The sequence below is a fragment of the Sphaerisporangium perillae genome (assembly GCF_023276435.1).
GTDB classification, from domain to species: domain Bacteria; phylum Actinomycetota; class Actinomycetes; order Streptosporangiales; family Streptosporangiaceae; genus Sphaerisporangium; species Sphaerisporangium perillae.
Genome location: NZ_JALLPO010000031.1, coordinates 64,757 through 90,837, shown reverse-complemented (window position 1 = coordinate 90,837; position 26,081 = coordinate 64,757). Strand labels below are relative to the sequence as shown.

General features: G+C 71.5%; 26 protein-coding genes and 1 pseudogene. 14 read left to right on the top strand and 13 right to left on the bottom strand.

Annotated elements, in window-relative coordinates; translation table 11 throughout:
- Nucleotides 1–129: 129 nt before the first annotated feature.
- Entirely contained in the window at nt 130–258 is a 129-nt protein-coding gene (locus MYF83_RS43095) for a hypothetical protein (protein WP_279340143.1), read from the top strand.
- Between the two features lie 340 nt (nt 259–598).
- On the opposite strand, the gene MYF83_RS28235 is transcribed toward MYF83_RS43095, so the two are convergent.
- Both MYF83_RS28235 and MYF83_RS28230 read right to left on the bottom strand, forming a co-directional pair.
- Nucleotides 599–1,111, bottom strand: a complete 513-nt coding sequence (locus MYF83_RS28235; RefSeq protein WP_248963755.1) for a nucleoside deaminase — start codon at nt 1,109–1,111, stop codon at nt 599–601.
- Nucleotides 1,112–1,145: 34 nt separating this feature from the next.
- The gene (locus tag MYF83_RS28230; RefSeq protein WP_248963754.1) at nt 1,146–1,340 is read right to left on the bottom strand and encodes a hypothetical protein; all 195 of its coding nucleotides are present in this window, start codon (nt 1,338–1,340) and stop codon (nt 1,146–1,148) included.
- Between the two features lie 82 nt (nt 1,341–1,422).
- Here MYF83_RS28230 and MYF83_RS43090 point away from each other — a divergent pair, with 82 nt between their 5' ends.
- On the top strand, nt 1,423–1,551 hold the full coding sequence (locus MYF83_RS43090; protein WP_279340142.1) for a hypothetical protein: 129 nt from the start codon (nt 1,423–1,425) through the stop codon (nt 1,549–1,551).
- Nucleotides 1,552–1,956: 405 nt separating this feature from the next.
- Here MYF83_RS43090 and MYF83_RS28225 read toward each other — a convergent pair whose 3' ends face one another.
- Together MYF83_RS28225 and MYF83_RS28220 are read right to left on the bottom strand one after the other, a co-directional pair.
- On the bottom strand, nt 1,957–3,186 hold the full coding sequence (locus MYF83_RS28225; protein ID WP_248963753.1) for an MFS transporter: 1,230 nt from the start codon (nt 3,184–3,186) through the stop codon (nt 1,957–1,959).
- Between the two features lie 566 nt (nt 3,187–3,752).
- Nucleotides 3,753–4,325 carry a TetR/AcrR family transcriptional regulator gene (locus MYF83_RS28220; RefSeq protein WP_279340141.1) on the bottom strand — a complete coding sequence of 191 codons (573 nt, stop codon included), beginning with the start codon at nt 4,323–4,325 and terminating at the stop codon, nt 3,753–3,755.
- Nucleotides 4,326–4,427: 102 nt separating this feature from the next.
- Between MYF83_RS28220 and MYF83_RS28215 the strand changes: the two genes are divergently transcribed.
- On the top strand, nt 4,428–5,441 hold the full coding sequence (locus MYF83_RS28215) for an aldo/keto reductase (RefSeq protein ID WP_248963751.1): 1,014 nt from the start codon (nt 4,428–4,430) through the stop codon (nt 5,439–5,441).
- A gap of 203 nt (nt 5,442–5,644) precedes the next feature.
- On the opposite strand, the pseudogene MYF83_RS28210 reads toward MYF83_RS28215, so the two are convergent.
- Together MYF83_RS28210 and MYF83_RS28205 are read right to left on the bottom strand one after the other, a co-directional pair.
- Nucleotides 5,645–6,184, bottom strand: a pseudogene (locus MYF83_RS28210) (Clp protease N-terminal domain-containing protein); the annotation flags it as partial.
- A 2-nt stretch (nt 6,185–6,186) separates the two neighbouring features.
- On the bottom strand, nt 6,187–6,420 hold the full coding sequence (locus MYF83_RS28205) for a helix-turn-helix domain-containing protein (protein ID WP_248963750.1): 234 nt from the start codon (nt 6,418–6,420) through the stop codon (nt 6,187–6,189).
- A 170-nt stretch (nt 6,421–6,590) separates the two neighbouring features.
- On the opposite strand from MYF83_RS28205, the gene MYF83_RS28200 reads away from it, so the two are divergent.
- Together MYF83_RS28200 and MYF83_RS28195 are read left to right on the top strand one after the other, a co-directional pair.
- Nucleotides 6,591–8,390, top strand: coding sequence for an ABC transporter ATP-binding protein (locus tag MYF83_RS28200; protein ID WP_248963749.1), 1,800 nt, complete (start codon nt 6,591–6,593; stop codon nt 8,388–8,390).
- Between the two features lie 2 nt (nt 8,391–8,392).
- Complete coding sequence (locus MYF83_RS28195) at nt 8,393–10,144, top strand: ABC transporter ATP-binding protein (protein ID WP_248963748.1); 1,752 nt, start codon at nt 8,393–8,395, stop codon at nt 10,142–10,144.
- A gap of 232 nt (nt 10,145–10,376) precedes the next feature.
- Here the strand turns inward: MYF83_RS28195 and MYF83_RS28190 are convergent, their stop codons facing one another.
- Nucleotides 10,377–12,440 carry a S9 family peptidase gene (locus MYF83_RS28190; RefSeq protein ID WP_248963747.1) on the bottom strand — a complete coding sequence of 688 codons (2,064 nt, stop codon included), beginning with the start codon at nt 12,438–12,440 and terminating at the stop codon, nt 10,377–10,379.
- 69 nt (nt 12,441–12,509) lie between these two features.
- Here MYF83_RS28190 and mshB point away from each other — a divergent pair, with 69 nt between their 5' ends.
- The 4 genes from mshB (at nt 12,510) to MYF83_RS28170 (ending at nt 15,621) form a co-directional block, all read left to right on the top strand.
- Complete coding sequence (gene mshB, locus MYF83_RS28185) at nt 12,510–13,418, top strand: N-acetyl-1-D-myo-inositol-2-amino-2-deoxy-alpha-D-glucopyranoside deacetylase (RefSeq protein WP_248963746.1); 909 nt, start codon at nt 12,510–12,512, stop codon at nt 13,416–13,418.
- Between the two features lie 11 nt (nt 13,419–13,429).
- Nucleotides 13,430–13,891 (top strand): DUF6113 family protein, encoded by a 462-nt coding sequence (locus MYF83_RS28180; protein ID WP_248963782.1) that lies wholly within the window; start codon nt 13,430–13,432, stop codon nt 13,889–13,891.
- A gap of 28 nt (nt 13,892–13,919) precedes the next feature.
- Nucleotides 13,920–14,345, top strand: a complete 426-nt coding sequence (locus MYF83_RS28175; RefSeq protein WP_248963745.1) for a hypothetical protein — start codon at nt 13,920–13,922, stop codon at nt 14,343–14,345.
- A 259-nt stretch (nt 14,346–14,604) separates the two neighbouring features.
- Entirely contained in the window at nt 14,605–15,621 is a 1,017-nt protein-coding gene (locus MYF83_RS28170; protein ID WP_248963744.1) for an MBL fold metallo-hydrolase, read from the top strand.
- A 151-nt stretch (nt 15,622–15,772) separates the two neighbouring features.
- Here the strand turns inward: MYF83_RS28170 and MYF83_RS28165 are convergent, their stop codons facing one another.
- Both MYF83_RS28165 and MYF83_RS28160 read right to left on the bottom strand, forming a co-directional pair.
- Complete coding sequence (locus tag MYF83_RS28165) at nt 15,773–17,020, bottom strand: methyltransferase family protein (protein WP_248963743.1); 1,248 nt, start codon at nt 17,018–17,020, stop codon at nt 15,773–15,775.
- Nucleotides 17,017–17,901: a hypothetical protein gene (locus MYF83_RS28160; protein ID WP_248963742.1), complete on the bottom strand. Its 885-nt coding sequence runs from the start codon at nt 17,899–17,901 to the stop codon at nt 17,017–17,019. The genes MYF83_RS28165 and MYF83_RS28160 overlap by 4 nt, the downstream gene beginning before the upstream one ends.
- 79 nt (nt 17,902–17,980) lie before the next feature.
- Here MYF83_RS28160 and MYF83_RS28155 point away from each other — a divergent pair, with 79 nt between their 5' ends.
- Nucleotides 17,981–18,595, top strand: coding sequence for a TetR/AcrR family transcriptional regulator (locus tag MYF83_RS28155; RefSeq protein ID WP_248963741.1), 615 nt, complete (start codon nt 17,981–17,983; stop codon nt 18,593–18,595).
- An 84-nt stretch (nt 18,596–18,679) separates the two neighbouring features.
- On the opposite strand, the gene MYF83_RS28150 is transcribed toward MYF83_RS28155, so the two are convergent.
- Genes MYF83_RS28150 through MYF83_RS28140 form a run of 3 tightly spaced genes read right to left on the bottom strand, consistent with a single transcriptional unit; the run spans nt 18,680 to nt 20,963 of the window.
- A complete protein-coding gene (locus MYF83_RS28150; protein ID WP_248963740.1) occupies nt 18,680–19,072 on the bottom strand; it encodes a type II toxin-antitoxin system VapC family toxin in 393 nt (130 codons plus the stop codon).
- Nucleotides 19,073–19,101: 29 nt separating this feature from the next.
- A complete protein-coding gene (locus MYF83_RS28145) occupies nt 19,102–20,310 on the bottom strand; it encodes a sensor histidine kinase (RefSeq protein ID WP_248963739.1) in 1,209 nt (402 codons plus the stop codon).
- Complete coding sequence (locus MYF83_RS28140) at nt 20,307–20,963, bottom strand: response regulator transcription factor (RefSeq protein ID WP_248963738.1); 657 nt, start codon at nt 20,961–20,963, stop codon at nt 20,307–20,309. The genes MYF83_RS28145 and MYF83_RS28140 overlap by 4 nt, the downstream gene beginning before the upstream one ends.
- A 157-nt stretch (nt 20,964–21,120) precedes the next feature.
- Here MYF83_RS28140 and MYF83_RS28135 point away from each other — a divergent pair, with 157 nt between their 5' ends.
- The 4 genes from MYF83_RS28135 to MYF83_RS28120 are packed head-to-tail and all read left to right on the top strand — an operon-like array spanning nt 21,121 to nt 24,649.
- Nucleotides 21,121–21,639: a hypothetical protein gene (locus MYF83_RS28135; protein ID WP_248963737.1), complete on the top strand. Its 519-nt coding sequence runs from the start codon at nt 21,121–21,123 to the stop codon at nt 21,637–21,639.
- Complete coding sequence (locus tag MYF83_RS28130; protein WP_248963736.1) at nt 21,636–22,754, top strand: peptidoglycan-binding protein; 1,119 nt, start codon at nt 21,636–21,638, stop codon at nt 22,752–22,754. The genes MYF83_RS28135 and MYF83_RS28130 overlap by 4 nt, the downstream gene beginning before the upstream one ends.
- Entirely contained in the window at nt 22,751–23,425 is a 675-nt protein-coding gene (locus MYF83_RS28125; RefSeq protein WP_248963735.1) for an ABC transporter ATP-binding protein, read from the top strand. The genes MYF83_RS28130 and MYF83_RS28125 overlap by 4 nt, the downstream gene beginning before the upstream one ends.
- A complete protein-coding gene (locus MYF83_RS28120; protein ID WP_248963734.1) occupies nt 23,426–24,649 on the top strand; it encodes an ABC transporter permease in 1,224 nt (407 codons plus the stop codon).
- A 16-nt stretch (nt 24,650–24,665) separates the two neighbouring features.
- Here MYF83_RS28120 and cysS read toward each other — a convergent pair whose 3' ends face one another.
- On the bottom strand, nt 24,666–26,054 hold the full coding sequence (cysS, locus tag MYF83_RS28115) for a cysteine--tRNA ligase (protein ID WP_248963733.1): 1,389 nt from the start codon (nt 26,052–26,054) through the stop codon (nt 24,666–24,668).
- Nucleotides 26,055–26,081: the final 27 nt, after the last annotated feature.

Below are 26,081 nucleotides of genomic sequence, written 5' to 3'. Positions count from 1 at the left end.
AAGGGTGGCAGGAAGTGGTCACGGGCGTGCAGCTTGCTGCCGTCCATTCGTCTGGTTCGAGGGCTTGGAAGGCCGGAGAGTTGTTTGTGCAAGGACGAACACGAAGCCCTCCAGAAAAGAGACGAAGAAATGTCGAACACCACCTTCTCTTCGGTCACCTCCCTCCGTTCCGCCGGCACCACCTGGGACTCGTTCTCCCGCTCGGCCGGCACCACCTGGGACGGCTACAGCCGCGCCGCCGGCACCACCTGGGACTAGAAACTCGACCAGCTCGAACTGCACCAAGCAACTCAATCGAATCAAACCATCCGGCCATCTGTTCAATCGGAACTCGATCCCAGCTCGAAGCACGTATAGAAGCAGCGCGGTCCAGCCGAACGAAGCGTCGCCATCCGGATTCCGGCCCCGACCACATCGGCTGAGCATCGAATCACCGAAAGCGCCGCACATTCCAGGAATCCAGGCCAATCCCGCGGCATTCTCGCCCGGCCCGGCCGATCGGATCCGCATCCGGGGAACACGCTCCCCACACCCGCCGCATACGGCCCTCACAGGCCTCCGGCCTTCCACGGGCATGGGCCTTCCGCCGCGCCGGCCGTCAGCTCCGACCGGGGTTCTCCGGCCCGTCCGTGAGATCGCGGCCGTGGAACCGGCGATGCAGCTCGCGTACCTCTTCCGCGAGACCGGGGATGGGGCCCTCCACCACGAGGTCCGGGACGACCTCCCGGATCGGCAGTGGTCGCACGGGAGGCGCGGGGACTCCCAGCTCGGCGAGCCAGCTCACCAGTTGCGTAGACGAGCACACGTACACGATGCGGCCGAGGCCGACCCAGCCGTGCGCGGCGGCGCACATGGGACAGTGCTCCCCTGAGGTGTAGACGGTCGCGGCGGCCCGCTCCTCAGGAGTCATGTTGAGTGCGGCCCACCGTGCCAGCTCGAACTCCGGATGCCGGGTGCTGTCGCCGGAGGCGACCCGATTGTGGTCCTCGCCCAGGACGGTCCCGTCCGCGGCGACCAGCACGGAGCCGAAGGGCTCGTCGCCCTCCTCCAGGGACTCCCTGGCCAGCTCCACGCACCGGCGCAGGTGCTTCAGGTCGGCGTCGTCCACCATGGCGACCTCCGGGTCGTCGATCTCCAGCGCAATGTTAGCCGCGGGTCCCGGAAGGAAAGCCGGCGTCCAGGTAGACGGCGCACCGGGTTTCCGTGGCCCCCCGCTCCTTCGGACCGCTGACCCGGACCAGCCCCTGACCTGCGGTGATGCCGGTCGTGGTCGCCCCGGCGATATCGCCGTCTTTAAGTGGCAGGAAGTGGTCACGGGCGTGCAGCTTGCTGCCGTCCATTCGTCTGGTTCGAGGGCCTGGAATGCCGGAGAGTTGTTTGTGCAAGGACAAACAAGAAGCCCTCCAGAAAAGAGACGAAGAAATGTCGAACACCACTTTCTCCCCGGTCACCTCCCTCCGTTCCGCCGGCACCACCTGGGACTCCTTCTCCCGCTCGGCCGGCACCACCTGGGACGGTTACAGCCGCGCCGCCGGCACCACCGGGGACTGACGAAGAAGAACGGTAAGCCGAATGCGAAACCAGTAGCCCTCTAAATCATAGTCCTGATCAGGAAAAGCGCCAGCCCGACAGCACGTGAAAGCGCCGCTCAGCCGATCGAGACCGTCGCCATCCGGATATCGCCCCCGACGGCATCGGCGAAGCATCAAGCGACGAAGCGCCGCACATTCCCGGAATCCAGATCAAACCCGGCTCGCGGCCACGAAATGACATGAATTCGCGACGTCCAGGCCGGCACCGAGCCATTGACGCCCGGCCAGGCCCAGCGGATCGCCCGTCCAGCGGCCGACCGCCATCGCGATGCTCCGCCACATCCCGCGCCACCCTCCACGCCACGTCCTCCGCCACATCCCACGCCCACCGTCCGCGGCTCCCGACGTCCGGTGCCTGTCGTGCTCAGCGGGCCGGGGCATCCCGAGGGGTCAGACGATGAGGGTCTCGGCGGTCTGGGGGAAGGGAGGTCCGCTTGGCCTGCTGCGAGGCGAGCCTGGTGGCGGCCAGGAGCACGGCGAGTCCGGCGACGGTCAGGGCGGCACCGGCCCAGATGGGGGCGGTGTATCCGAGGCCGGCGGTGAGCGTCAGGCCGCCGATCCAGGCACCGAGGGCGTTGCCGACGTTGAAGGCGGCGATGTTCGCACCCGAGGCCAGAGTAGGCGCCCGGTCCGCGTAGTGCATGATCCGCATCTGGAGGCCTGGCACGGTGGCGAAACCGAAGGCGCCCATCAGGATCAGGGAGATCGTCGTCATCACCTGGCTGTGCGCGGTCAGGGCGAACACGCCGAGGACGGCCGTGAGCACGAGGAGGACGGTGATCAGCGTCACCGGCACGGACTTGTCGGCCGCCTTGCCGCCGACGTAGTTCCCGATGAACAGGCCGGAGCCGAACAGCACGAGCAGCCACGGCACGGACGCGGCGGTGAACCCGCTGACCTCCGTCAAGGTGTAGGCGATGTAGGTGAAGGCGCCGAACATGCCGCCGAAGCCGAGGATCGTGACGCCCAGGGACAGCCACACCTGCGGGTGGGCGAAGGCGGCCAGTTCGCCACGCAGCCCGCCGTCCCGGGCCACGGCGCCGGCCGGCCTTTGGCCGGAGACGAGCGTCGCCACGCCGATCAGCGCGATGACGCCGATGAAGGTGATGGCCCAGAAGGTCGAGCGCCAGCCGAACTGCTGGCCGAGCAGGGTGCCGGACGGTACGCCGAGGACGTTGGCGGTGGTGAGTCCCGCGAACATCATGGCGATCGCACCGGCTCGCTTGTCGGGCGCCACCATGTCGGCGGCCACCACGGAGCCGATTCCGAAGAACGCGCCGTGGCACAGCGCCGCGATGACGCGTCCGAGCATCATCACCTGGTAGCTCGGGGCGAGCGCGGACAGCAGGTTGCCGATGATGAAGAGCACCATCAGTCCGAGTAGCACGTGTTTGCGGTCCAGCCGCGTGGTGGCGGCCGTGAGGCCGATGGCGCCGGCCGCGACGCTGAGCGCGTAGCCGGAGATGAGCCACCCCGCGGCGGCCTCGGTGACACCGAAGTCGCGGGCGACGTCGGGAAGCAGGCCGGCGATGACGAACTCGGTGAGCCCGATGCCGAAACCCCCTATGGCCAGGGCGAGCAGGCCGAGAGGCATGCTGATCCTTCCGATCGGTCTCGTCTATATGCCGCGTATGCAACTAGCGGCGAGGGCACAACATAGTTGCTCGCGCCTGTAATCGCCAACGCTCGGTAAGCCGTGATCAAAGGGCGCACAGCCGTCCAGACTTCTCCCGCTCGGCCGGCACCACCTGGGACGGTTACAGCCGCGCCGCCGGCACCACCTGGGACTAAGCCGGAAAGTCGAAATAAATGAACATCTCCGAAACGAAGCAACGTATCTGGACAACCGTCGAAACGAACCGGCGCACCAGGCACAACTGAAATCTCGAATCCCGGACCAAGGCATGATCCACGCCGAGCATCGCGTGTGAGAGAAGCGGCATCCAGCCGAGATGAACCGTCGCCGTCCGGATTACGATCCGATGGGACCGGCAGATCGGGTAAGAATTCAAGCGCCGCACATTCCAGGCCTCAACGCCGCCGCCGAGGCGCCAACTCGCCCGGCACGACCGGCCGCATCTCCCACCCCGGCCTTTGCCCCGTCGCCGCGCGTCCCGCCACGTCCGTGCCCACTGGGGCACGCCGCCCCTGCCTGGTGCTCTATGTGCGTTCGGGGCGGAAGCCGTCGAACAAGATGGCCAGCGCCCGGGTGCGCAGCCCGTCGTCCCACTGGCCGCGTTCGGACGCCATGCACGCGGCGCCGAGCAGCGCGAGCAGCTCCGGCATGCGCAGGTCGTCGCGGACCGCTCTGGCGCGCTGGGCGGAGCCGAGCAGGGACTCGATGGTGCCGCGGAGGTCCCGGCTGACGTCCGACGTCCCGTGCTTGGCGTCGACCCCGGCCTCGGTGAGGGCGTCGGCCAGCGTCCTCTTCTCCGTCGAAACCTCGACGACACGGGTGAGGAAGGCGAAGAACGCCGACCCCGCGTCGCGCGTGCTCGACAGCGCTTCCGCCTCGCTGACCAGCCTGCTCAGCCGGTCCAGGATGATCGCCTGATAGAGGGCCTCCTGGGTGGGGAAGTGCCGGTAGATCGTGCCGAGGCCCACGCCGGCCTCCTGGGCGACCGCTCTCATCGACGCGGACAACCCATCTCGTGCGAGGACCTTCTCGGCCGCTTCCAGGACACGTGCCCTGTTTCGCTGGGCATCCGCGCGCAAGGGCTTCGTGTCACCCATTCGTCTCACCATCGCCACGTTGACATACGGAACATGTGTTCCGTATCGTCGGGATCCGGAACCTGTGTTCCGATTGTATCTCGACGGAAGGGCGACGCACCGATGACGTACACGACAATGGGCCGCTCGGGCCTGAAGGTGTCCCAGGCGTGCCTCGGAACCATGAACTTCGGCAGCGCCGGTGTGGCGAGCTGCGACGAGGCCGAGGGCGTCCGCATCGTCGACGCCTTCCTCGGCGCCGATGGCAACTTCATCGACACTGCGGGCAACTACTCCGACGGTCAGTCCGAGGAGATCGTCGGCCGGGCGATCAGGGGAAGGCGTGAGGTCGTGGTGATCGCGACCAAGGCGTTCTTCCCGCAGGGGCCGGGCCCCAACGATCGGGGACTGTCGCGGGTGCACCTGGCCAGGGCGCTGGAGGCGAGTCTGCGCCGCCTCGGGACCGACTACATCGACCTCTACCAGTGCCATGCCTGGGACGCCGCCACTCCGATCGAGGAGACCATGGCGACGCTGGACGGCTTCGTCCGCTCCGGCAAGGTGCGGTACATCGGGTGTTCCAACTTCACGGCGAGCCAGATCGTCGAAGCGCAGTGGGCGGCCGAGCGGGCCGGCGGGACTCCGTTCATCAGTCTGCAGCCCCAGTACTCGCTGATCAGGCGCGGCATCGAGGCCGAGATCCTGCCCGCCTGCGAGCGGCACGGTCTCGGCGCCCTGGTCTGGTCACCGCTCGGCGGCGGCGTCCTGGCCGGCCGGTACGCGGCGGGCGTCCGGCCCGGCGACGACAGCAGGCTCGGCCGGCTGCTTGTCCTGCCGGCGCCGTCGGCGCGTGCCTGGGTCGAGGATCTGCTGAACGCGCGCACCCTCGCGGTCGCGGCCGAGGTCGGCAAGGTCGCGGCCGAGCTCGGTACCACGTCGGCGGCCGTGGCCCTGGCCTGGGTGCGCGAGCGACCGGGCGTGACCTCCGTGATCATCGGCCCGCGCACCGTCGCCCAGCTCGAGGGGAACCTGGCCGGATTCGGCCTCGACCTTCCTCCAGAGGCGGTCGTGCGTCTTGACGAGGTCTCGCGGTCCGACGACCTCATGCCGGTGACCGGCATGCTTCCCCTGCGCTGAGGGCGGGCGGCGGGCCCTGCGTGGTGGACCGGCCGGGGTTGACCTGCGGTGATGCCGCCCGCCGCCGCCGCCCGCATGGCGGCCCCGACGGAACCGGCTGACTCGCAGAATCCATAACGCGCCGCACATTGGTCGCCGGCCCGCGCCGAGGCATTCCCGCCTGGCCCGCCCGAGCGCATTCCTTGTCACCCGAGTTCGGTACGGATCTCTCGGCGTAGGGTGTCGAAGTCGACGCCGGCGTCGGCGAGAACGCGGGCGGCCAGGCCGTGGCCCTCCCGCAGCAGGCCGAGCAGGATGTGGCCGTTGCCGATGTAGTTGTGCTTGAGGTGGAGAGCCTCGCGCAGGGACAGTTCCAGCACCTTCTTGGCCCGTCCGGTGAACGGGACGTGACCGCCCAGGCGCCACGGGCGGCGCCGGGAGCGGGGGTCCCGGTCGAGTGCGCCCGGCCCGAAAGCGGCTTCGACCTTCTCGCGGATGGCGTCGAGGTCGATGCCGATCGCCTCCAGCGCGTCGGCGTCCAGATCGTCGCCCGGCACCGAGGCGAGGGCCCGGGCGATCGCGTCCCCCATCCCGTCGTGGTCGAGCCCGTGCCGGGCCAGGACGCGTGCGGCCACCGTGTCCGGCTGCCGGAGCAGCGCGAGCAGGAGGTGCTCGGTGCCGATGTGGTCGTGGTCGAACAGCCGGGTCTCTTCTTGGGCGAGCACGACCGTCTGGCGTGCGTCCTCATGGAACCGCTCGAACATGCTTACTTCTCCCGCCTTAGCAATCCGCGGCCGCCCGCGTACTTCTTGTGAACGGCCTGCCTGCTCACGCCGAGCAGGACCGCGATCTCCTGCCAGGTCCACCCCTGCTCGCGCGCGTTGTCCACCTGGAGTGCCTCGAGTCGTTCGACCAGCGTCCGCAGCGCCCGTACGGCCCGGAGGCCCACGGCCGGATCGCGGCTGCCGGCGTCCGAGGCCAGCTGTGCCGTGTTGCTCATAGCCGTCAATATAAGTTGACAGCTCGGATCGTGTCAACCCTAGTTGACGGCAGATCATGAAAGATGTTTGCGGATCCGTGGTCGTTCGTCGGTGTTCTCGCTGGTAGCGGCGCGGGCGGCCGGAAAATCGATTGCCGCGGCGGGTCCGGGGCTGCCAGCCTGAGGGGGCCATGCGCTCCCTGCCAATCGCCGATCCCGGCGTTCCCGATGCCCGCAGCCCGATCCGGTACCTGTGGTGGGTCGCCCGTGGCCAGGCGGGCCCAATGCTCGTCGGCATCGGCTTCGCCATCCTGTGGTGGCTGGGACAGGCACTGGTCCCCGCCGCCCTCGGCAAGGCCATCGACAGCCTCACAGCCCGCGACACGCAAGGCCTGATCCGCTGGTCGGCGATCCTGCTCGGGCTCGGCGTCATCACCGCCTTCGGCGGCGTCATGCGCCATCGCATGGCCGTCTGGAACTGGCTGAGCGCCGCCTACCGCACGGTGCAGGTCACCGTCCGGCAGGCCACCCGGCTCGGCGCCACGCTGCCGAAACTGCTGTCCACCGGCGAGGTGATCAGCGTCGGCAACTCCGACATCGCCCACATCGGCAACGCCATGGACATCCTGCTGCGCGGCGTCGGCTCGATCGTCGCCATCGGGACGGTCACGGTCATCCTGCTCGTCACCTCGCCGCAGCTCGGCCTGATCGTGCTGATCGGCGTGCCGTTGATGACCGTGGCGGTCGCCCCGCTGCTCAGACCGCTGCACCGCCGCCAGCACCGGCAGCGCGACCTGCAGGGCGACCTGGCCACCCGGGCCTCCGACATCGTCGCCGGTCTCCGCGTGCTCCGCGGCATCGGCGGAGAGCGCGTCTTCGCCGACCGCTACCGCGAGGAGTCCCAGAAGGTCAGGACCGCCGGCGTGCGGGTGGCCTCCGTCGACGCCTCCCTGGAGGGCGCCCAGCTCCTGCTGCCCGGCATGCTGATCGTCTTCGTCACCTGGCGGGGCGCGCACTACGCGATGGACGGCACGATCACGGTCGGCCAGCTCGTGTCCCTGTACGGGTACGCGCTGTTCCTGGTCGGCCCGCTGCGCACGCTCACCGAATCGGCCGACAAGCTCACCAAGGGCCACGTGGCCGCCCGCAGGGTCGTCCGCATCCTGTCGCTGGAGCCGGAGGTGCCGAGCACGGGCACGGCCGCCACCGAAGGGGGCGACCTGGTGGACGCCGCCTCCGGCGTCACCCTGCGGCAGGGACGGTTCACCGCCCTGGCCTGCGCGGTCCCCGAGGACGCCACCGCCCTCGCCGACCGGCTCGGCCGCTACGTCGAGTCGGACGTCACCTTCGGGAGCGTGCGGCTGTCAGACCTGCCGCTGGACGAGGTCAGGCGCCGCATCCTGGTGGCGGACAACGAGGCCAAGCTGTTCAGCGGGCCGCTGCGCGACCAACTCGACGTCGCCGGCGCCGCCTCGCGGGACGAGACGACCGGGTCCGCCTCCCAGGACGAGACGACCGGGCCCGCCTCCCAGGACGGCATCGCCGGACGCGGCTCGCAGGACGAGGTCACCGGCGGCGCGCCGGACGACGACCTGCGCCAGGCGCTGCACACCGCGTGCGCCGAGGACATCATCGACGCGCTCCCCGACGGCCTCGACTCCTACGTGGCCGAGTCCGGCAGGGAGTTCTCCGGCGGCCAGCAGCAGCGCCTTCGCCTCGTGCGCGCCCTGGTCGCCGACCCCGAGGTGCTGATCCTGGTCGACCCGACGAGCGCCGTCGACGCCCACACCGAGGCGCGCATCGCCGAACGGCTCGGCAAGGCCCGCCTCGGCCGTACGACGCTGGTCTACACGACCAGCCCGCTCGTGCTCGACCGGGCGGACACCGTGATCTTCGTGGAGGACGGCCGCGTACGCGCCGAGGGCGCCCACCGTGCCCTGCTGGCGTCCGACCCGCACTACACCGCGACCGTGACCCGTGGGGAGGACTGAAGGTGAGCGCGCAGAGGCAGATCCTGCCCGTCGCCGACCAGGCGCAGGTCCGGGCCTATGCCCGGCGGCTGACATTGAAGTATCCCCGCCGCCTCGCGCTCGCCCTGAGCCTGCACGGCCTCGCCGCCGTCGCCGGGCTCGCCGGGCCGAGGCTGCTCGGCGAGCTGGTCCAGGGCGTGCGCGACGGCAGCGGCATCAGCGTCGACACCGTCGTGCTGGCCATCGCCGGCTTCATCGCCGTGCAGGCGGTTCTGATCCGCTACGCCGTCTACGTCTCGGCCAAGCTCGGTGAGAAGGTCCTCGCCGAGCTGCGGGAGGAGTTCGTCGACCGCGTCCTCGCACTGCCGCTGTCGACCGTGGAGCGCGCGGGCTCGGGCGACCTGATCACCCGTACCTCGCGCGATGTCGACGCGCTGTCCCGCACGGTGCGGCACGCCGTGCCCGAGACGCTGATCGCCCTGGTGGCCGGGGCCTTCGTGCTCGGCGCGCTCGCCCTGGCGGGGCCGCTGCTCATGCTGCCCTCCCTGGTCGCCGTGCCACTGCTGTGGTTTTCCACCCGGTGGTACCTCAAGCGGGCCAGGGACGGCTACCTGCGCGAGAACGCCGCGTACGCCGACATGACCGAAGGGCTGAGCGAGACCGTCGAGGGCGCGAGGACCGTCGAGGCGTTCGGCCTGCAGCACCGCCGGCACCTGCGCACCGACCGGGACATCGCGCGTTCCTGGGCGGCCGAGCGCTACACCCTGGGCCTGCGCACCGTGTGGTTCCCGGCGGTGGAGTTCGGTTACGTGCTGCCCATCGTCGCGACGCTGCTCGCGGGCGGCCTGTTCTACCTGGAGGACTGGGTGTCGCTCGCCCAGGTCACCGCGGCCACCCTCTACGTGCAGCAGCTCATCGACCCCCTCGACCGGCTGCTGTCCTGGGTGGACGAGCTGCAGGTCGGCGGGGCGTCCATGGCGCGGCTGCTCGGCGTGGCCAACGTGCCCGACGACCGCGACCCGGGCGCCGAGCGGCCCGACGGCGAGAGCATGGTGGCCGACGACGTGCGGTACGCCTACCGCGAGGGCCACGACGTGCTGCACGGCGTCTCACTGGAGGTGTCTCCCGGCGAGCGGCTCGCGATGGTGGGCCCGTCCGGCGCGGGCAAGTCGACGCTGGGCCGCCTGCTCGCCGGCATCCACGGGCCGCGCACCGGTGAGGTGCGGGTCGGCGGCGTCCCGCTCGTCGAGCTGCCGCTGGACGAGCTGCGCGGGCACGTCGCCCTGGTCACCCAGGAACACCACGTGTTCCGCGGCACGCTGCGCGACAACGTGCTCATCGGGCGGCCGGGCGCCGGCGACGCAGAGGTCGAGAACGCGCTCGCGGCCGTGGACGCCAAGGAATGGGTCGAGGCGCTGCCGGACGGCCTGGACACGCAGGTCGGTTCGGGCGGCGTCGCGGTGTCGCCCGCGCAGGCCCAGCAGGTCGCGCTGGCCCGGCTGGTGCTCGCCGACCCGCACACGCTGGTGCTCGACGAGGCCACCTCGCTGATCGACCCGCGCGCCGCGCGCCACCTGGAGCGGTCGCTCGCGGCCGTGCTCGAGGGGCGTACGGTGATCGCCATCGCGCACCGGCTCTACACCGCGCACGACGCTGACCGGGTCGCCGTCGTCGAGGACGGCCGGATCAGCGAGCTGGGCTCGCACGACGAGCTGGTCGCCGCGGGAGGCGCCTACGCCGCCCTCTGGGACAGCTGGCACGGCACCTCCCGCTGACCCGCCATCCCGATCCACGGACGCTCGCCGAGTTGCTCGGCGTACGGGGGCGCCGGCATCGCCGCACCCCGTCTCGCCGTCGCGGCGCCCAGTGCGTAACACCCCCCGAGGCGGAGGGTGAGGGGCCGGCCGCCCGGGGGGAGGGGCGGCCGGTCTACGTGGGAAGACAGCCTTCCGGAGCGGAGGGGCCGCCCGGGGAGGGCGGCCGTTTGGGAAGGTGGGGCGGGGTGGGTTATGCGGGGAGGGATCTTTTGAGGAAGTCGACCTGGAGGAGCAGGAGGTTCTCGGCGACGATCTCCTGCGGGGTCATGTGGGTGACGCCCGATAGGGGCAGCACGGTGTGGGGCCGTCCGGCGGCGACGAGCGCCGAGGACAGGCGCAAGGTGTGCGCCGCCACCACGTTGTCGTCGGCGAGGCCGTGGATCAGCAGCAGCGCCCGCTCGAGCTTCTCGGCGTCGGCCATCAGCGAGGACCGGTCGTACACGTCGGGACGCTCGCCGGGGTGGCCGAGGTAGCGCTCGGTGTAGGCGGTGTCGTAGAGCCGCCAGTCGGTGACCGGGGCGCCGGCGATGGCCGCGTGGAACACGTCGGGCCTGCGCAGGACGGCGAGGGCCGCGAGGAAGCCGCCGAACGACCAGCCCTTGATGGCCACCCGGCTCAGGTCGAGGTCGTCGGGGTAGAGCTGGGCGGCGCCCCTCAGCGCGTCGACCTGGTCTTCCAGCGCGGGCGTGGCGAGGTCGTGGAGCACCTCGCGCTCGAAGGCGGGGCCCCGGCCCGGGGTGCCCCGGCCGTCCGCCACGATCACGGCGAAGCCCTGGTCGGCGAACCACTGGGACTCCAGGAACCCGCGGCCGGAGGCCAGCACGCGCTGGGCGTGCGGCCCGCCGTAGGGGTCCATGAGGACGGGCAGCCGCCGGGAACCGGGCACGTGCCCGCTCGGCAGCAGCACGGCGGTCGCCAGCTCGCGCTCGCCCGTACGGACCAGCGAGACCCGGGGCTCCAGCTTCGGCCGCTCGGCCAGCGACCCGATGTGCAGGCGCGTGTCGCCGCGCCGCACCTGGACGGTGGTGCCGGGGCCGTCGAGGGTCTGGCTGGTGATCAGCAGGGTGCCGGCGGACAGCCGGCCGTTGTGGACGCCGGGCTCGGCGGTGACCGGGGAGATGGCTCCGGCCGACCACGTCCACAGGTGGATCTCGGTGGGCTCGGTGCTCGCGCGGAACAGCACGGTGTCGCCGTCGACGTCCACCACGTCGCGGACCTGGAGGGTCGGTGGGGTGACCGGGGCGTCCCCGATGATCAGGCGCCGGCCGCCCTCGGCGTCGGCCACCCACACGAGAGTGCCGTCGGACAGCCGGGCCGGGACCCCGCCGACGACGTCGGTCCATGCCGCGTCGGTGTCCTCGCGCGCGAGCTCGGTCGCGCCGGTGGCCGGGTCGACGGTGCGGAGCCGGACGGCCTTCTGGTCGCGGGGCATGGTGACGATCGCGAGGCCGTGCCGGTCCCAGGAGGCGGTCACCAGGTATTCGTCGTCGAACGGGACGGGCACGCGCGAGCCGTCCAGCCCGAGGACCAACAGCTCCACGGTGGCGTTGGGCGTGCCGGCGGCGGGATAGGCCACCGCGGCCGGGGTACGGGACGGGTTCGCCGGGTCGGCGATGTGCCAGATCTGGACGGGGGACTCGTCGGCCCGCTCGGCGAGCAACGCCGTGCCGTCCGGGGACCACCAGTATCCGCGCATGCGCTCGAGCTCCTCGGCGGCGATGAACTCCGCCAGGCCGTAGGTCACCCCCTCGGCATCGGGGGCGGCCAGCGCGCGGTCGGCGCCTGTCGCGACGTCCTGGACGTGCAGGGCGCCGCCCGTGACGTACGCGACCTTGGCGCCGTCGGGGGAGAGGCGCGGGTCGATCACCGGCCCGGGGGTCTCCAGGCGCCGCACGGCCCCTGATCTCAGGTCGGCCAGGTAGAGCCCGCCCGACAGCGCGAACACGGCGCTCGACACGGCGGCGTCCGTGGCGTAGGCGACGACGCCGCCCGCCTGCTCCCTGGCCCGCTCGCGGCGCGCCCGCTCCTCGGCGGGCAGGTCCTCGTCGGCGGCGCCGAGGGCGGTGGGGTCGACGAGCAGGCGCTCGGCGCCCGAGGTGAGGTCGAGCTCCCACAGGCAGGTCACCGGGTCGGTGCCGGACCTGCTGCGCAGGAAGGCGACGCGACCGCCGTCAGGGGAGATGGTGAACCCGCGGGGCACCCCCAGGGTGAAGCGGCGGGTCCTTGCGTAAAGGCGCGGAAAGCTCTCACTCATGCCCTCATCCTGCCAGGCCGGCACGGGAGCCCGCCGTTTCTGTCGGCGCGCGAGGTTAGTCTCGACGGCATGACCGATCGTCGTTTGCTGCTCGTGCACGCCCACCCCGATGACGAGACCAGCGGCACGGGCGCCACGATGGCCAAATATGCCGCCGAAGGCGCCCATGTCACGCTCGTCACCTGCACCCTCGGCGAAGAGGGCGAGATCGTCGTCCCCGACCTGGCACACCTCGCCGCGGACAAGGAAGATCGCCTCGGCGAGCACCGCATCGACGAGCTCGAGGCCGCCTGCAAGGCGCTGGGAGTCGACGACCACCGGTTCCTCGGCGGGGCCGGCCGTTGGCGCGACTCCGGCATGATGGGCGTCTCCACGAACGACCACCCCGGCTGTTTCTGGCGCGCCGACCTCGACGAGGCGGCCGGCGAGCTGGTGAAGATCATCCGTGAGGTCCGGCCGCAGGTGCTCGTGACCTACGACGAGAACGGCTTCTACGGTCACCCCGACCACATCCAGGCCCACCGCGTCGCCTGGCGGGCCTTCGAGCTGGCCTCCGACTCCTCGTTCGGCGAGGGCGAGCCGTGGCAGATCGCCAAGTTCTACATGACGACCATGCCGAAGTCGGCGATGCGGCGCGTCGCCGAGGTGATGCGCGACTCCGACTTCGACTTCTTCACCGAGGAGACGCTGGACGACCTGCCCTTCGGCTCGGCCGACGCCGAGATCACCGCCGAGATCGACGCCCGGGCGCACGCCGCCGCCAAGCTGGAGGCCATGCGGGCGCACCGCTCCCAGATCGACCTCACCGCGCCGTGGTTCGTGATCTCCCAGCGCATGGGCGAGGAGTCCATCGGCATCGAGCACTTCATCCTCAAGGCCGGTGCGCGCGGGCCGGCCGGGCGTGTCCTGCCGGCGGAGGCCGGCGGGCTCGGCGAGCCGGGCGACCGCGAAGACGATCTCTTCGCGGGCATCGGCTAGCCTTGGCCATTATGGAAGAAGAGCAGGTCGAGGCCCCTGTACGGCACGAGGCCGGCCCGGTGACCACCGGCGCGGCCTACGGGCTGCTCTTCGTCCTCGGCGTCGTGTTCGGCGTCGTGTCGGGGCTTTCACACTCCTGGGCCGTGGGCGACGCCGTGCGGCCCATCCCGATCGTCCTCTCGCTCGTCCTGTTCGGGCTGCTGTACGGCGCGGGGCGGCTCATGGGCAGCAAGCTGGGCGCCTTCGTCCCCGGCATGGGCTGGATGCTCGCGGCGCTGCTGTTCTCGGTCATGCGGCCCGAGGGCGATCTGATCGTCGCGGCCAACGCGGCCGGTTACTGGTACCTCGGGTGCGGGGCGCTGGCCCTGGTGACCGCCGTCCTGCTCATTCCCTCGTCGGGCTCCTGGCTGCTGCACCAGGGCTCGTACGGCAAGGCACGCCCGATGAACATATCGGGTGGTACGTCCGCATAAAGTGGCCGCCCTGAGCGACAATCGAGGCATGCGCGGCCGTTACCGGGCGAGACAGGTCATCAACTACGTCAACCTGTCGACGCCGCTCGGCCTGCTCATCGCCGTGGCCGGGCGGGCCCGGGTGCGGCGCGGCGAGCACGGCCTGCTGTACGCGCACGGATACCGCATCCCCTTCCCGGTCGCCGGGGCCTTCACGGTGGGCAACGTCGTCCTGACGGCCCACGAGGAGGGGTATCTGACCGGAGCCCTCCTCAGGCACGAGTCCCGGCACGCCACCCAGTACGCCTTCTGCGTCGGCCTTCCCATGCTGATCCTGTACGTGCTCGCCGTCGCGGTCTCCTTCGTCCTGTGCGGCCATTACGCCTCCTGGAACGTGTTCGAACGCCTGGCCGATCTGGACGAGGGGGGATACCCGAGGCACCCCGCCCGATGGCGAAGGCGCACCCTGGAGTAAGGACCGCCGTCCTTCGGCGCTCGGGTGGCGACCGCCGGCGCCTTGACGGTGAGAGAGGGGGTGCGGCGATGCCGGCGCCGCCGTACGGCGGGGGCCCGGTGAACGTTCGTGGAGCGCCCTAGGCATCAGGGAGGACGTGACGGATACCTCGCACGGCTGAGGCATGTTTTTCGCCCACGGGGGATCATGACAGGAGAGTGGTGATCCGATCCCCATTTGGAACAACCCGCCTCCACTCGGCGACGAACAGGAGGGTCGAATGTCGCGAACCGTCAGCCCCGAGGTCTTTCCGGTCCCGCCGTCACGCGAGCCGGTCACCCCATCACGCGAGCCCGTCACGCCGCCACGCGAGCGCACCTTTCCCGCCGACTTCAAGGACCGCCTGACCTGCCCGCTACCCGACTTCCGCGAGATCGTGAGCGTCACCTGGCATGGCGGGTTCCGCCCGGACATCGGCGACGCCGACCAGATCCCCGTACTCCGAGCCGGTCTGCCCCCGGTCGCCACGGAGGACGCGGCCGTCACCTGGGTGGGCCACGCGACGTACGTGCTGCGCATCGGCGGCCTGACCGTGCTGACGGACCCGGTGTGGTCACGCAAGATCCCCGGCGTGCGCCAGCGGCTCACCCCGCCGGGGGTCGCGTGGAGCGACCTGCCGCCGATCGACGCCGTCGTGATCAGCCACAACCACTACGACCATCTTGACGCCCCCACGATGCGCCGGCTGCCCAAGCACACGCCGGTGTTCGTCCCCGCGAACCTGGCGAGCTGGTTCACCAAGAAGGGGTTCACGAACGTCACCGAGCTGGACTGGTGGGAGAGCGCCCGCATCGGCGATGTGAGCTTCGATTTCGTGCCGGCGCACCACTGGAGCCGCAGGACGCTGTTCGACACCTGCAAGTCGCTGTGGGGCGGCTGGGTGCTGACGTCGCCGGACCAGCGGATCTACTTCGCCGGCGACACCGCCTACGGCGACCGCTTCAAGCAGATCGGCGACCGCTACCCGGGCATCGACCTGGCGCTGATGCCGGTGGGCGCCTACGAGCCGCGCTGGTTCATGCACGTCTCGCACGTCGACCCGGCCGAGGCCGTCCAGGCGTGCGCCGACGTGGGTGCGCAGCGGATGGCGACCATGCACTGGGGGACGTTCGTGCTGTCCGGCGAGCCGCTGATGGCCCCGGTACAGGAGGCCCGCGCGGCCTGGATCGCCTCCGGACGCGCCCGCGCCGACCTCTGGGACCTCGCCATCGGCGAGACCCGCATCCTCACCGGCTGAGACGAGGTACTGCTGAGCCGTGTTCTCACCGGCTGAGAGGAGGCACGTTCGACCGCGTCCGCACCGGCGGCGGCCGGCCGGACTCCTCTGCCTGGCCGCGCTCGCGGTCTCCCTCATCACCGGGCCGAGCAGCTCTCGGCGTTAGCGGGGTCTAGGCGCGGGTGGTCGGGTACGTGCGCGGTCCCGCGCCGAGAGCGTCCAGGCAGAGTTGGGCGAACGACCCGATGCCCGGCAGCAGGAGCAGCCAGCCGGCCAGTGCCCAGCCGAGGTGGATGTGGGTCAGCGCGTGGGCGACCGCGGCGACCCCCTGGGTGCGGACGCCGTCCTCGCGCTCGTAGGTGATGCGCCGCAGGCCACAGGGATGGCTCTCGGCGGGGACCACCTGGAGCGCCACCGGCGCGTGCCGCACCATCCACGCGCCCACCTGCCGGCACTGCCCGCAGGTCGCGGCCACGTACAGCGACGCGGGGGGCATGCCGGGCGACATGGCGGGGCGCAGGCGCGGCAGCCAGGGGCGTACCCGGCGCCGGTAGTCGTGCCACGCGCCGCCGAACCGCCGTTCGAGCTGCTCGCCCTCATGCCAGGCCGCCAGTCCGGCCCCGTAGGCGAAGGTGACGGCGGCCGCCGCGAGGAAGGCCGGGTCCAGCGGGGCCAGCAGGAGGTACCCGGCCGTCATCGCGACCTGCATCGGGTTGCGCACGTAGGCGTAGGGCCCGCCCGTCACCAGCCGGACCGGCGCGTCGTACGGCAACGGTGTGCCCCGTCCCACGACGGCGAACTCGCGCACCGCCGCGAGCCCGAACACCATCGGAGCGGCGAGCGCCTGGGCCGCGAGGGCGAGCATCCAGCCGGGCTGCCGCCACACTCCCGTCAGCGCCACCGGCGCCACGAGACCGAGCCCGCCCGCCAGCACGACCTGGAACGCGGCCCTGGCCGGGAGCAGGCGCCGTTCCTCGGTCCATCGGGCGAGCAGGAGGCCCGGTACCAGGGCGAAGGCGATCGCCGCCGCCTCCCCGGCCCACCAGTGCGAGCCCAGTACGACGACCGGCTCGGCCCGCGGCATGAGCGCCAGGTCGAGCCAGGCCGGCAGGGCCGCGGTGAGCGGGACGGGCGCGCGCGGAGCGGCCAGCGCGGGGCACGCGCCCCACAGCACCGCCCACCCGAGCAGCAGGTCGGCCGGGACGCCGGCCAGCAGACCGCCTTCCGCGTGGAAGGTCCACCAGCCGGCGCGGAGTGCGACGACGTTCACCACGGCGAGGACCAGGAGGTTCCACGCGGTGGCGAGGATGGCGGCGGCGACCCGGGACTCGCCCGGCCGCCGCACCCGGGCCGCCACCAGCAGCACGGCCACCGGCCCCATGAGCGCCACGGCCCGGATGATCCCCGCGTCCAGCCTCATCGGGTGAAGGTCTCCGCGAGGTAGGCGGCGGCCTGGCCGGTCGCGTACCTCTGGAGGGGGCCGAAGTACCAGGCGGGGTCGAAGGTCCTGCGGTAGCGCAGGGTGACGCTCAGCCGCGCGGGGGTCCAGGTGAACTCGGCTTCCCGCAGGTCGAGCCAGCGCGCCAGCGTGGTGTCCCGTACCACCTGGAACACCACCCGGCCCGGCGCGCTCTCCTTCACCCGGAGGGTCATCGAGCGCGGCTCGGGCACGGCCCCGATGCCGAGGGAGCGGCGCGGGGTGAAGGTGATCTCGCGGACGGCGCCGACCTGGAGCCCTTCGCCTCGCGCCGAGAGCGGCCGGGGAAAGCCCATCCGCAGGAGGGGTGAGCCGAACGCGGCGAACGCGGGCGGCGTGGCCAGGGCCCGCCCGACGTCCGCCGCGCCGGTCGCCCGGGTCGCGGTCACCGCCTCACCTCGGGGCAGCGACGTGGCATCGGTGGCGCCTTCGGCGGCGGTGAGCAGCAGCAGCGGCACGATGATCACGCTCATGCCACCCCGGTGCCGGCGGCTCCAATCGATCAGCAGCCCGAAGGCCAGGCCGGAGGCGTAGAAGACCGGCGCGGCGAAGAGCAGGCAGACGATGCCCTCGCCGAGCAGCGGGCCGGCGAGGGCGAGCCCGATGGTGATGGTCGCCATGATCAGGCCGGTGGCCGATCGGGGCCGCGTGGTGAGCGCGATGGTGATGGCGATGACGGCGGGGATGCCCACGTAGAACACCGCCGTCTGCTCCAGCTCCCCGGTGTGGAGCACCTTGTACGCCAGCATCGCCGCGAACAGGGCCGCGAGCACGCCTGCCAGGATTCGCCGCGATCGCCTCTGGTGTCCCTCGTCCGGTTCCATGCGGCCCCCTTCATCGAGCGGTTTAATCGAGCGATTAAACCGTATGATGAGCGGGCATGGCGACGCAAGAGGGGTGTGCATGACGAAGCAACCGGGCGCGGAGACGCGGGAACGCCTCATCGAGGCGGCGGCGCGCACGATTCGCGCCGAGGGCTACGCCGGCACGAGCGCGCGCACGATAGCCAGGGCCGCGGAGGTCAACTCGGCGCTGGTCTTCTACCATTTCGGCGGCGTCGACCCGCTCCTGCTCGCCGCGCTCGACCGCTCGTCGGAACAGCGGATGGCGGCCTACCAGGCGGCCGTGGACAAGGCGCGCACGCTGGAGGAGCTCGTGGAGGTGGCGACCGAGATCTACCGCGCCGACCTCGAAGGCGGGCACATCACGCTCTTCTCCGAACTGGTCGGCGCCGGCATCGCCCGCCCGCAGCTACGCGAGGAGATCGTCAAGAGGGCCGAGCCGTGGATCGCGTTCATCGAGCAGACCCTCGAGCGCGTCATCGGCGGCTCGCCGCTCGCCAAGCTCCTGCCGCCGCGCGACCTCGCCTACGCGTCCATCACGTTCTACCTGGGGGTGAACCTCTTCACCCACCTGGACGCGGACCGCTCCCGCACCGAGGCCCTCTTCGCCCTCGCCGAACGCGTCGCCCCCCGCGCCAAGCTCCTCACCGTCCGCCTCCCGCGCCGTCGCGCCTGAGGTCCGCTGGAGGAAATGAGCGGTACCGCCACCCGCTGACGTGGCGGCCCGCCGGGCCACCCCCTGGGGCCGGACGGGGACGTCTCATCGTGGCCGTGTTACGGGGACCACGGTGAGCAGGTGGTCCAAGCCTTTGAAATCCTTGGGGTTGCAGGTGTAGAGGGGAAGCCGGTTCGCGATGGCCACGCAGGCGATCATCAAATCCGCTGTGCGCGGACGGGGTTTGCGACCGGACGCGATGACCGCGGTCCACAACTGACCGTACTCGCGGGCGGCGGTGTCATCGAACGGCAGAGGGTCGAACTCGGCTTCGGCGGTCTGCAGGATCTTCATTCGCTGGGCGAGTTCCTGCGCGCCGGTGGCCGCCAGCACGCCGACCGACAACTCGGCCGTGGTGATAGCGCTGATCATCATCTCGTCCGGCAGTTCGTCGGGGTCGATTCCGGCACGCAGGATGAGGATGTTGGTGTCCAGCAAAGTGCTACGGCGTGGCACCGGCGGCGCGACTAGAAGGGGTCGCAGGCCGGCAGGGTGACGGTCACGGTGAGGCCGCCGCCTTCGCGCGGGCGGGCGTCGATGTGACCGTCGTGGGCTCGGACGACCGAACGCACGATGGACAGGCCCAGGCCGGCGCCTTTGGTGATGAGCCGTTCGGCGCCCAGGCGGCGAAACGGCTCGAACAGTGAAGGGATCTCATACGGCGGCACCACGGGCCCGGTGTTGCTCACCTCCACCTCTACGGTGGCGTCGGCGCGGGTGCGGCTGAGGACGCTCACCCAGCCGCCGTCCTCGACGTTGTGCCTGACGGCGTTCTCCACCAGATTGTGCACCAGTCGTTCCAGCAGCAGCGCGTCACCCAGGGTGAAGGCCTCGCCCGCCTGCTCCTTCACGATCACCCCCGCCTGTTCGGCCTCGGTGGCGCTCTGGGCGACCACGTGGCCGACCACGTCGGCCAGGTCGACGGGGAGCCGTTCGGTGATCTCCTTCTCCGAGCCGGCCAGGAGCAGGAGGCCGCTGATCAGCCGCTCGTGCCCGGAGTTGATCTCCAGGAGGCTCTCGCCCAGCTGTTTGACGTCCTCGGAGGCGGATTTCCGGTGCATGGCCAGCTCGACCAGGGCGCGGCCGACGGTCAGCGGGGTGCGCAGCTCGTGGGAGGCGCTGGCGACGAAGTGGCGCTGGCCGTCGAAGGAGTGATCCAGCCGTTCCACCATGGTGTCGAAGGTGTCGGCCAGGTCCTTGACCTCGTCGTCGGGGCCCTTGAGGGCGATGCGCTCGTGCAGGCCCCGCCCTGCCGCGGGGGCCGCGGCGATCCTGCGGGCGGTGTCGGTGACCAGGTGCAGCGGGGCCAGTACCCGTCCGGTGACCAGCCAGCCGAAACCGGCCGCCGCGCCGCCCACGACGAGCAGCGCGAGGCCGCCCAGGGTGAGCAGGGAGGTGGTCGCGGCCTCGTGCAGCGTGGCCTGCTGCCGGCTCATCCATTTCTCGGCGTCGGCGATGGAGGACAGGCTGGCGGGGTCGCCGTCCACGATGTACGTCGACTCGCCGGCGGGGCTCGTGCGAGCCAGGACCTTGGTCTTGGACCCGAGCTGCTGGTTGAACAGGGCGTAGGTGGTGGCCAGCAGCACCATCCCCGCGATCAGGAACAGGCCGCCGTAGATGAGGGTCAGGCGGGCGCGCAGGGTGATGCGGCGCGGCAGCAGTCTGGGCTTTCTCACGCGATCCGGTATCCCACTCCTGTGACGGTCTCGACGACCTGTGGTTCTCCGAGTTTGCGGCGCAGCTTGAGCACGGCCAGCCGTACGGCGCCGGTGAAGGGGTCGGCGTGCTCGTCCCACGCCTTCTCCAGCAGGTGCTCGGCCGAGACGGCGGCCCCATCGGCGCGCAGCAGTTCGACCAGGACGGCGAACTCCTTCTTCGACAGCGGCACGTAGCGGCCGTCGCGGAAGACCTCGCGGCGTGCGGGGTCCAGGGTGATGCCGGCGCGGCGCAGCACCGGCGGCGCGGCCGGGCGCGAGCGCCTGCCCAGGGCCTGGACGCGGGCGGCCAGTTCGGGGAAGGCGAAGGGTTTGGTGAGGTAGTCGTCGGCGCCGATGGACAGGCCGCTGACGCGGTCGATGATCCCGGCGGCGGCGGTGAGCATGATCACGCGGGCCGTCGAGGCCGTCTCGACCAGTTCGCGGCAGACCTGGTCGCCGTGGACGGCGGGCAGGTCGCGGTCCAGGATGACGACGTCATAGTCGTTGACGCTCGTGCGCTGCAGTGCCGCCGCGCCGTCGTGGGCGACGTCGACGGCGTGCGCTTCGGCGCGCAGCCATTCGGCGATCGCGCCGGCGAGCGTCGGCTCGTCCTCCACCACCAGTACCCGCATCTGTCACCGTTCCTCTCGCTTCACGGGTAATGGTGACCGGTCGGGGCGTTTCCTCGGCGTTAGTGATCGTTGATGGAAACGCCACGGAAACGCGCGGCCGGGTTGCATCAGCTTCGACAGGGCCGGAACGGTTCCGGCCTTGCCTGGAGGAGACGACATGATGCGAAAGATGGCTCTACCGCTGATCCTGGCGCTCGCTCTGACCGGATGCGGCGCGCAGGCCGGAACGGGGGCGAAGGTGGCCTCGGCCGGCGACGGCAAGGGCGGTGCGGGCGCCGCCCCCTCGGCGAGCCTGAGTCAGGATGAGATGGGGGTGAAGTTCGCCCAGTGCATGCGCGAGAACGGCGTGCAGGTGGAGGACCCGAAGCCCGGCAAGGGCGTCATGCTCAAGTTCGACAAGGGCAGTGGTGTGAGCGAGGCGACGGTGAACAAGGCCATGGAGGCCTGCCGCCAGTACGACCCGCAGGCCAACGCCTCCCCCGAGAAGGACGCCAAGATGGCCGAGAACGGCCGCAAGTTCGCCGCGTGCATGCGCGAGAACGGCGTGGAGTCCTTCGCCGACCCTGCGCCCGGTCAGCGCGGCATCAAGATCGACGGCAAGATCGCCGACGACCCGGACTTCCAGAAGGCGCAGGAGGCGTGCCAGGCCCTCCTGTCCGCCGGAGCAGGCCAGTGACGGCACAGCAGAGCGGGGAGGCCGAGCAGGCGCGTCCGCGCAGGCGAAGGCGCCGCGGGCGGCGTATCGCGCTCGCGCTGCTCGTGGTGAGCGGCGGTGGCGCGGCGGCCGTGGCCACTCTCGGCCTGGGCGGCGGCTCCCCGGCCGGTGGCGCGGCGGCCACCCGGCTGCCACCCAAGAGCGCCGATGTGATCAAGCAGACCCTCACCGACGCCCAGAGCGCCGACGGCAGCCTCGGCTACGGCCCCTCCACCGCCGCCACCAGCCGCCTGCCCGGCACGCTGACCCGCGTGCCGGACACCGGCGCGCGCATCACCCGCGGCCACGCGGTCTTCGAGGTCGACGACAAGCCGGTGACGCTGATGTACGGCACGCTGCCCGCCTACCGCACGCTGCGCACCGGCGTCGAGGGCACCGACGTCAAGCAACTGGAGAAGAACCTGAAGGCGCTCGGCTACAGCGGTTTCACCGTCGATGAGGAATACACCTACGGCACCGCCGAGGCGGTCAGGCAGTGGCAGGAGGACCACGACCTGGAGGAGAGCGGTGTCGTGGAGCTCGGCCGGGTCATCTTCGCCCCCGGCGCCATCCGCGTGGACACCTTGGCGGCGGGGAACGGCGACCTGACGGGGCCGGGGCGCAAGGTGCTGTCCTACACCGGCACCGCCAAAGCGGTCACCGCCTACCTGGACGCCGCCGACCAGCGGCTGGCCAGGAAGGGCGGCAAGGTGAGCGTGACGCTGCCCGACGACACCACCCTGCAGGGCCGCATCAAGGAGGTCTCCACCATGATCGAGCCCGCCGCCGGCGGCGGCGACCCGTCGACGAAGGTCGAGGTGGTGGTGGAGCTGCGCGGCAAGAAGGCGCAGAAGGCCGCCGAGACCTACGCCCTGGCCGCGGTGGACGTCGCCTTCACCGCGGGCAGGCGCGAGAACGTGCTGACCGTGCCGGTCGCCGCGCTGGTGGCGCTGCGCGAGGGCGGCTTCGGCGTGGAGGTGATCAATGGCGCGACCTCGGCGTACGTACCGGTCAAGACGGGCCTGTTCGCCTCAGGCCGGGTGGAGGTCTCCGGTGCGGGGATCTCCGAGGGCATGAAGGTGGGGATGCCCAGATGATCTCCTTGAGGGACGTGCGCAAGATCTACCCCGGCGGGGTGGCCGCCCTGGCCGGTGTCACGCTGGACATCGAACGCGGCGAGCTGGTGGCGATCGTGGGCCCTTCGGGGTCGGGCAAGTCGACCATGCTGAACCTGCTGGGCACCCTGGACCTGCCGACCTCCGGCAGCGTGCACATCGAAGGTCACGACGTGGGCAGGCTGCCGGATGCCAAGCTGTCGGCGCTGCGGGCCGGCCGGATCGGCTTCGTCTTCCAGCAGTTCCACCTGGCCGCCGGCACGAGCGCGCTGCGCAACGTCGCAGACGGGCTCCTGTACTCGGGGCTGCGTCCACGCGAGCGCCGCCGTCGCGCGGCCGCGGCGCTGGAGCGGGTGGGGCTGGCCCACCGCATGGACCACGAGCCGCACGAGCTGTCGGGCGGCGAGCGCCAGCGGGTCGCGGTCGCGCGCGCCGTGGCGGGCGAGCCTTCGCTGCTGCTGGCCGACGAGCCGACCGGCGCCCTGGACACCGCCTCGGGTCAGGGCGTGATGCGGCTGCTGCGGGACCTGCACGCCGCCGGCACCACCGTGGTGATCATCACGCACGACCTGGAGATCGCCGCGGGGCTGCCGCGGCAGGTGCGGATGCGCGACGGCCTGGTGGTCGAGCCCGCCGTCTCGGGGGTGGGCTGAATGGCCGCCACGGCCGGTGTGGCCGCCGGGGAGCTGCACCCGGCCAGGATGTGGCCGGGCGACGTGCTCGAGGTCGGCGCGGTGGGCCTGCGCACCCGCCCGATGCGGGCCTTCCTGTCGGCGCTGGGCATCGCCATCGGCATCGCGGCGATGGTGGCCGTGGTCGGCCTGTCGGCCTCCTCCCAGGCCGGACTCGACCGCACCCTGGCCACGCTGGGCACCAACCTGCTCACCGTCTCGCCCGGCACCACCATGCTGGGCGAGCAGGCGCAGCTGCCCACCGAGGCCGAGGACATGGTCGCCAGGATCGGCGGAGTGCAGTCGGTCTCGGCGATCGGCCTGGTCGACGGCGCCAAGGTGTACCGCACGAACAAGATCCCCGAGGCGCAGACCAACGGGCTCGCCGCCTACGCCGCCCGCACCGACCTGATCGCGGCCGTCGGCGGCCAGGTGCGCAGCGGCGCCTGGCTGAACGAGGCGACCGCCGCCTACCCCGCGACCGTCCTCGGCTCGGCCGCGGCCGAGCGCCTGGGCATCGCGCAGGCGGGTCCTGAGCGGCAGGTCCTGATCGGCGGGCGCTGGTTCACCGTCGTCGGGATCCTCGACCCGGCGCCGCTGGCACCCGAACTGGACGGCGCCGCCCTGGTCGGCTGGCCCGCGGCCGAGTCCGTGCTGGGGTTCGACGGGCACGCCACCACCGTCTACACCCGCTCGCTGGAATCCGAGGTGGAGGCGATCCGCTCGGTGCTGGGCGCCACCGCCAACCCGCAGGCGGCCAACGAGGTGGAGGTCTCGCGTCCCTCCGACGCGCTGGCCGCCAAGCAGGCCGCGGGCGCGGCCTTCACCGGGCTGCTGCTCGGCCTGGGCGCGGTCGCGTTGCTCGTCGGCGGGGTCGGGGTGGCCAACACGATGGTCATCTCGGTGCTGGAGCGGCGAGCCGAGATCGGGTTGCGCCGCTCCCTGGGCGCCAGGCGCGGTCAGATCCGCACCCAGTTCCTGGCCGAGTCGCTGCTGCTGTCGGCGCTGGGCGGGGTGGGCGGCGCGCTGCTGGGCAGCGGGGTCAGCGCGGGTTACGCGCTGTCGCAGGGCTGGCCGGTCGTCGTGCCGTCATGGGCGGTGCTCGGCGGCCTGGCCGCCACGCTGGCCATCGGCGCTCTGGCCGGGCTGTACCCGGCGATCCGCGCCTCCCGCCTGTCCCCCACACAGGCGCTGGCGGCCACCTAGCACTCAGGAGCGCCGTTCAGGACCAGGTTTGGCCGTCGGGGGTGTCGGTGACCTTGACGCCGAGGGTGGCCAGTTCGTCGCGGAGGCGATCGGAGGTGGGCCAGTCCTTGGCATCGCGGGCCTTGGCGCGGGCCTCCAGGAGCTCGGTGGCGCCGGGCGGGAGGACCGGGACGGCCGGAGGCTTGCCGATGTCGATCGAGAGGTCCAGGCCGAGGACGTGGTCCAGGTGCAGGAACGTCTCGAAGCGCGAGCCCGGGTCCACCGTCTCGTCCCGCTCGAGCTCGCGCACGACGCGCAGCGCGGCGGGCGTGTCGAGGTCGTCGTCGAACGCGGCCCGGGCGCGGGCGGCGTACTCGGCGGCGATCGGGCGGCTGGGGGACTCGGCCCATTCGGCGACGCGCTGCCGCCAGCGGCGGAGCGTGCGGTCGGCCGCCTGGAGGGTGTCCCAGGTGAGGTTCATCTGCTGGCGGTAGCGGTGTTCGAGGAACGCGAGCCGGACCGCGAGGGGGTCGAGGCCGGCGTCCTTGACGTCGGAGAGCAGGAGGACGTTGCCGGTGGACTTGGCCATCTTGCGGCCGTCGAACAGCAGGTGCTCGCCGTGGACCCAGTGCTTGACGACGTCGTGGCCGGCCGACGCGTTGGACTGGGCCCGCTCGTCCTCGTGGTGGGGGAAGCGCAGGTCCTTGCCGCCGGTGTGGATGTCGATGTGCTCGCCGAGGAAGCGCAGCGACATGGCGGAGCACTCGATGTGCCAGCCGGGGAAGCCGCGGCCCCAGGGGGTCTCCCAGGTCATCTCGCGCTCGGCGCCCTTCCAGAGCGCCCAGTCGGCGTGGAAGCGCTTGCGGGGGTCCACACCCTCGACCCGGTGGCCGGGCTTCAGCGCGTCCAGCCGGTTTCCTGAAATTTCCCCGTAGGAGGGGAAGCTCCGGGCGTCGAAGAACACCGAGCCGTCCTCCACGGCGTACGCGTGACCCATCTCGATGAGCTTCGCGATCAGCTCGATCATCAGGTCGATGCTCTCGGAGGCGCGCGGGGTGTACTCCGGGGTGCGCACGTTCAGGGTGGACAGGTCGCGGCGGAAGGCGTCCTCGTAGAACCGGGCGATCTCCAGCGCCGAGCGCCCCTCGCGGCGGGCCTGCTGCAGGACCTTGTCCTCGCCCGAGGGGTCGATCTCGTCGTCGTCCACGAGGTGGCCGACGTCGGTGATGTTCTGGCAGATCACCGACCGGACGCGGCTCTGCTCGAGCACCCGCCGGATCAGGTCGGGCAGCAGGTAGGACCTGAGGTTGCCCACGTGGGCGTAGCGGTAGACGGTCGGCCCGCAGGCGTACAAGCGCACGACGCGCCCGTTCGCGGGAACGATGGCTTCGAGCTGCCTGGACCGGGTGTCATACAGCCGCAACATGCCACCGAGCTTAGGCGATGGATCAGC

Bases quoted from the DNA above. Each gene is read 5' to 3' on its own strand.
- MYF83_RS43095 (WP_279340143.1), top strand. From the start codon at position 130: ATGTCGAACACCACCTTCTCTTCGGTCACCTCCCTCCGTTCCGCCGGC.
- MYF83_RS28235 (WP_248963755.1), bottom strand. From the start codon at position 1,111: ATGGTGGACGACGCCGACCTGAAGCACCTGCGCCGGTGCGTGGAGCTG.
- MYF83_RS28230 (WP_248963754.1), bottom strand. From the start codon at position 1,340: ATGGACGGCAGCAAGCTGCACGCCCGTGACCACTTCCTGCCACTTAAA.
- MYF83_RS43090 (WP_279340142.1), top strand. From the start codon at position 1,423: ATGTCGAACACCACTTTCTCCCCGGTCACCTCCCTCCGTTCCGCCGGC.
- MYF83_RS28225 (WP_248963753.1), bottom strand. From the start codon at position 3,186: ATGCCTCTCGGCCTGCTCGCCCTGGCCATAGGGGGTTTCGGCATCGGG.
- MYF83_RS28220 (WP_279340141.1), bottom strand. From the start codon at position 4,325: ATGGGTGACACGAAGCCCTTGCGCGCGGATGCCCAGCGAAACAGGGCA.
- MYF83_RS28215 (WP_248963751.1), top strand. From the start codon at position 4,428: ATGACGTACACGACAATGGGCCGCTCGGGCCTGAAGGTGTCCCAGGCG.
- MYF83_RS28205 (WP_248963750.1), bottom strand. From the start codon at position 6,420: ATGAGCAACACGGCACAGCTGGCCTCGGACGCCGGCAGCCGCGATCCG.
- MYF83_RS28200 (WP_248963749.1), top strand. From the start codon at position 6,591: ATGCGCTCCCTGCCAATCGCCGATCCCGGCGTTCCCGATGCCCGCAGC.
- MYF83_RS28190 (WP_248963747.1), bottom strand. From the start codon at position 12,440: ATGAGTGAGAGCTTTCCGCGCCTTTACGCAAGGACCCGCCGCTTCACC.
- mshB (WP_248963746.1), top strand. From the start codon at position 12,510: ATGACCGATCGTCGTTTGCTGCTCGTGCACGCCCACCCCGATGACGAG.
- MYF83_RS28180 (WP_248963782.1), top strand. From the start codon at position 13,430: ATGGAAGAAGAGCAGGTCGAGGCCCCTGTACGGCACGAGGCCGGCCCG.
- MYF83_RS28175 (WP_248963745.1), top strand. From the start codon at position 13,920: ATGCGCGGCCGTTACCGGGCGAGACAGGTCATCAACTACGTCAACCTG.
- MYF83_RS28170 (WP_248963744.1), top strand. From the start codon at position 14,605: ATGTCGCGAACCGTCAGCCCCGAGGTCTTTCCGGTCCCGCCGTCACGC.
- MYF83_RS28165 (WP_248963743.1), bottom strand. From the start codon at position 17,020: ATGAGGCTGGACGCGGGGATCATCCGGGCCGTGGCGCTCATGGGGCCG.
- MYF83_RS28160 (WP_248963742.1), bottom strand. From the start codon at position 17,901: ATGGAACCGGACGAGGGACACCAGAGGCGATCGCGGCGAATCCTGGCA.
- MYF83_RS28155 (WP_248963741.1), top strand. From the start codon at position 17,981: ATGACGAAGCAACCGGGCGCGGAGACGCGGGAACGCCTCATCGAGGCG.
- MYF83_RS28140 (WP_248963738.1), bottom strand. From the start codon at position 20,963: ATGCGGGTACTGGTGGTGGAGGACGAGCCGACGCTCGCCGGCGCGATC.
- MYF83_RS28135 (WP_248963737.1), top strand. From the start codon at position 21,121: ATGATGCGAAAGATGGCTCTACCGCTGATCCTGGCGCTCGCTCTGACC.
- MYF83_RS28125 (WP_248963735.1), top strand. From the start codon at position 22,751: ATGATCTCCTTGAGGGACGTGCGCAAGATCTACCCCGGCGGGGTGGCC.
- MYF83_RS28120 (WP_248963734.1), top strand. From the start codon at position 23,426: ATGGCCGCCACGGCCGGTGTGGCCGCCGGGGAGCTGCACCCGGCCAGG.
- cysS (WP_248963733.1), bottom strand. From the start codon at position 26,054: ATGTTGCGGCTGTATGACACCCGGTCCAGGCAGCTCGAAGCCATCGTT.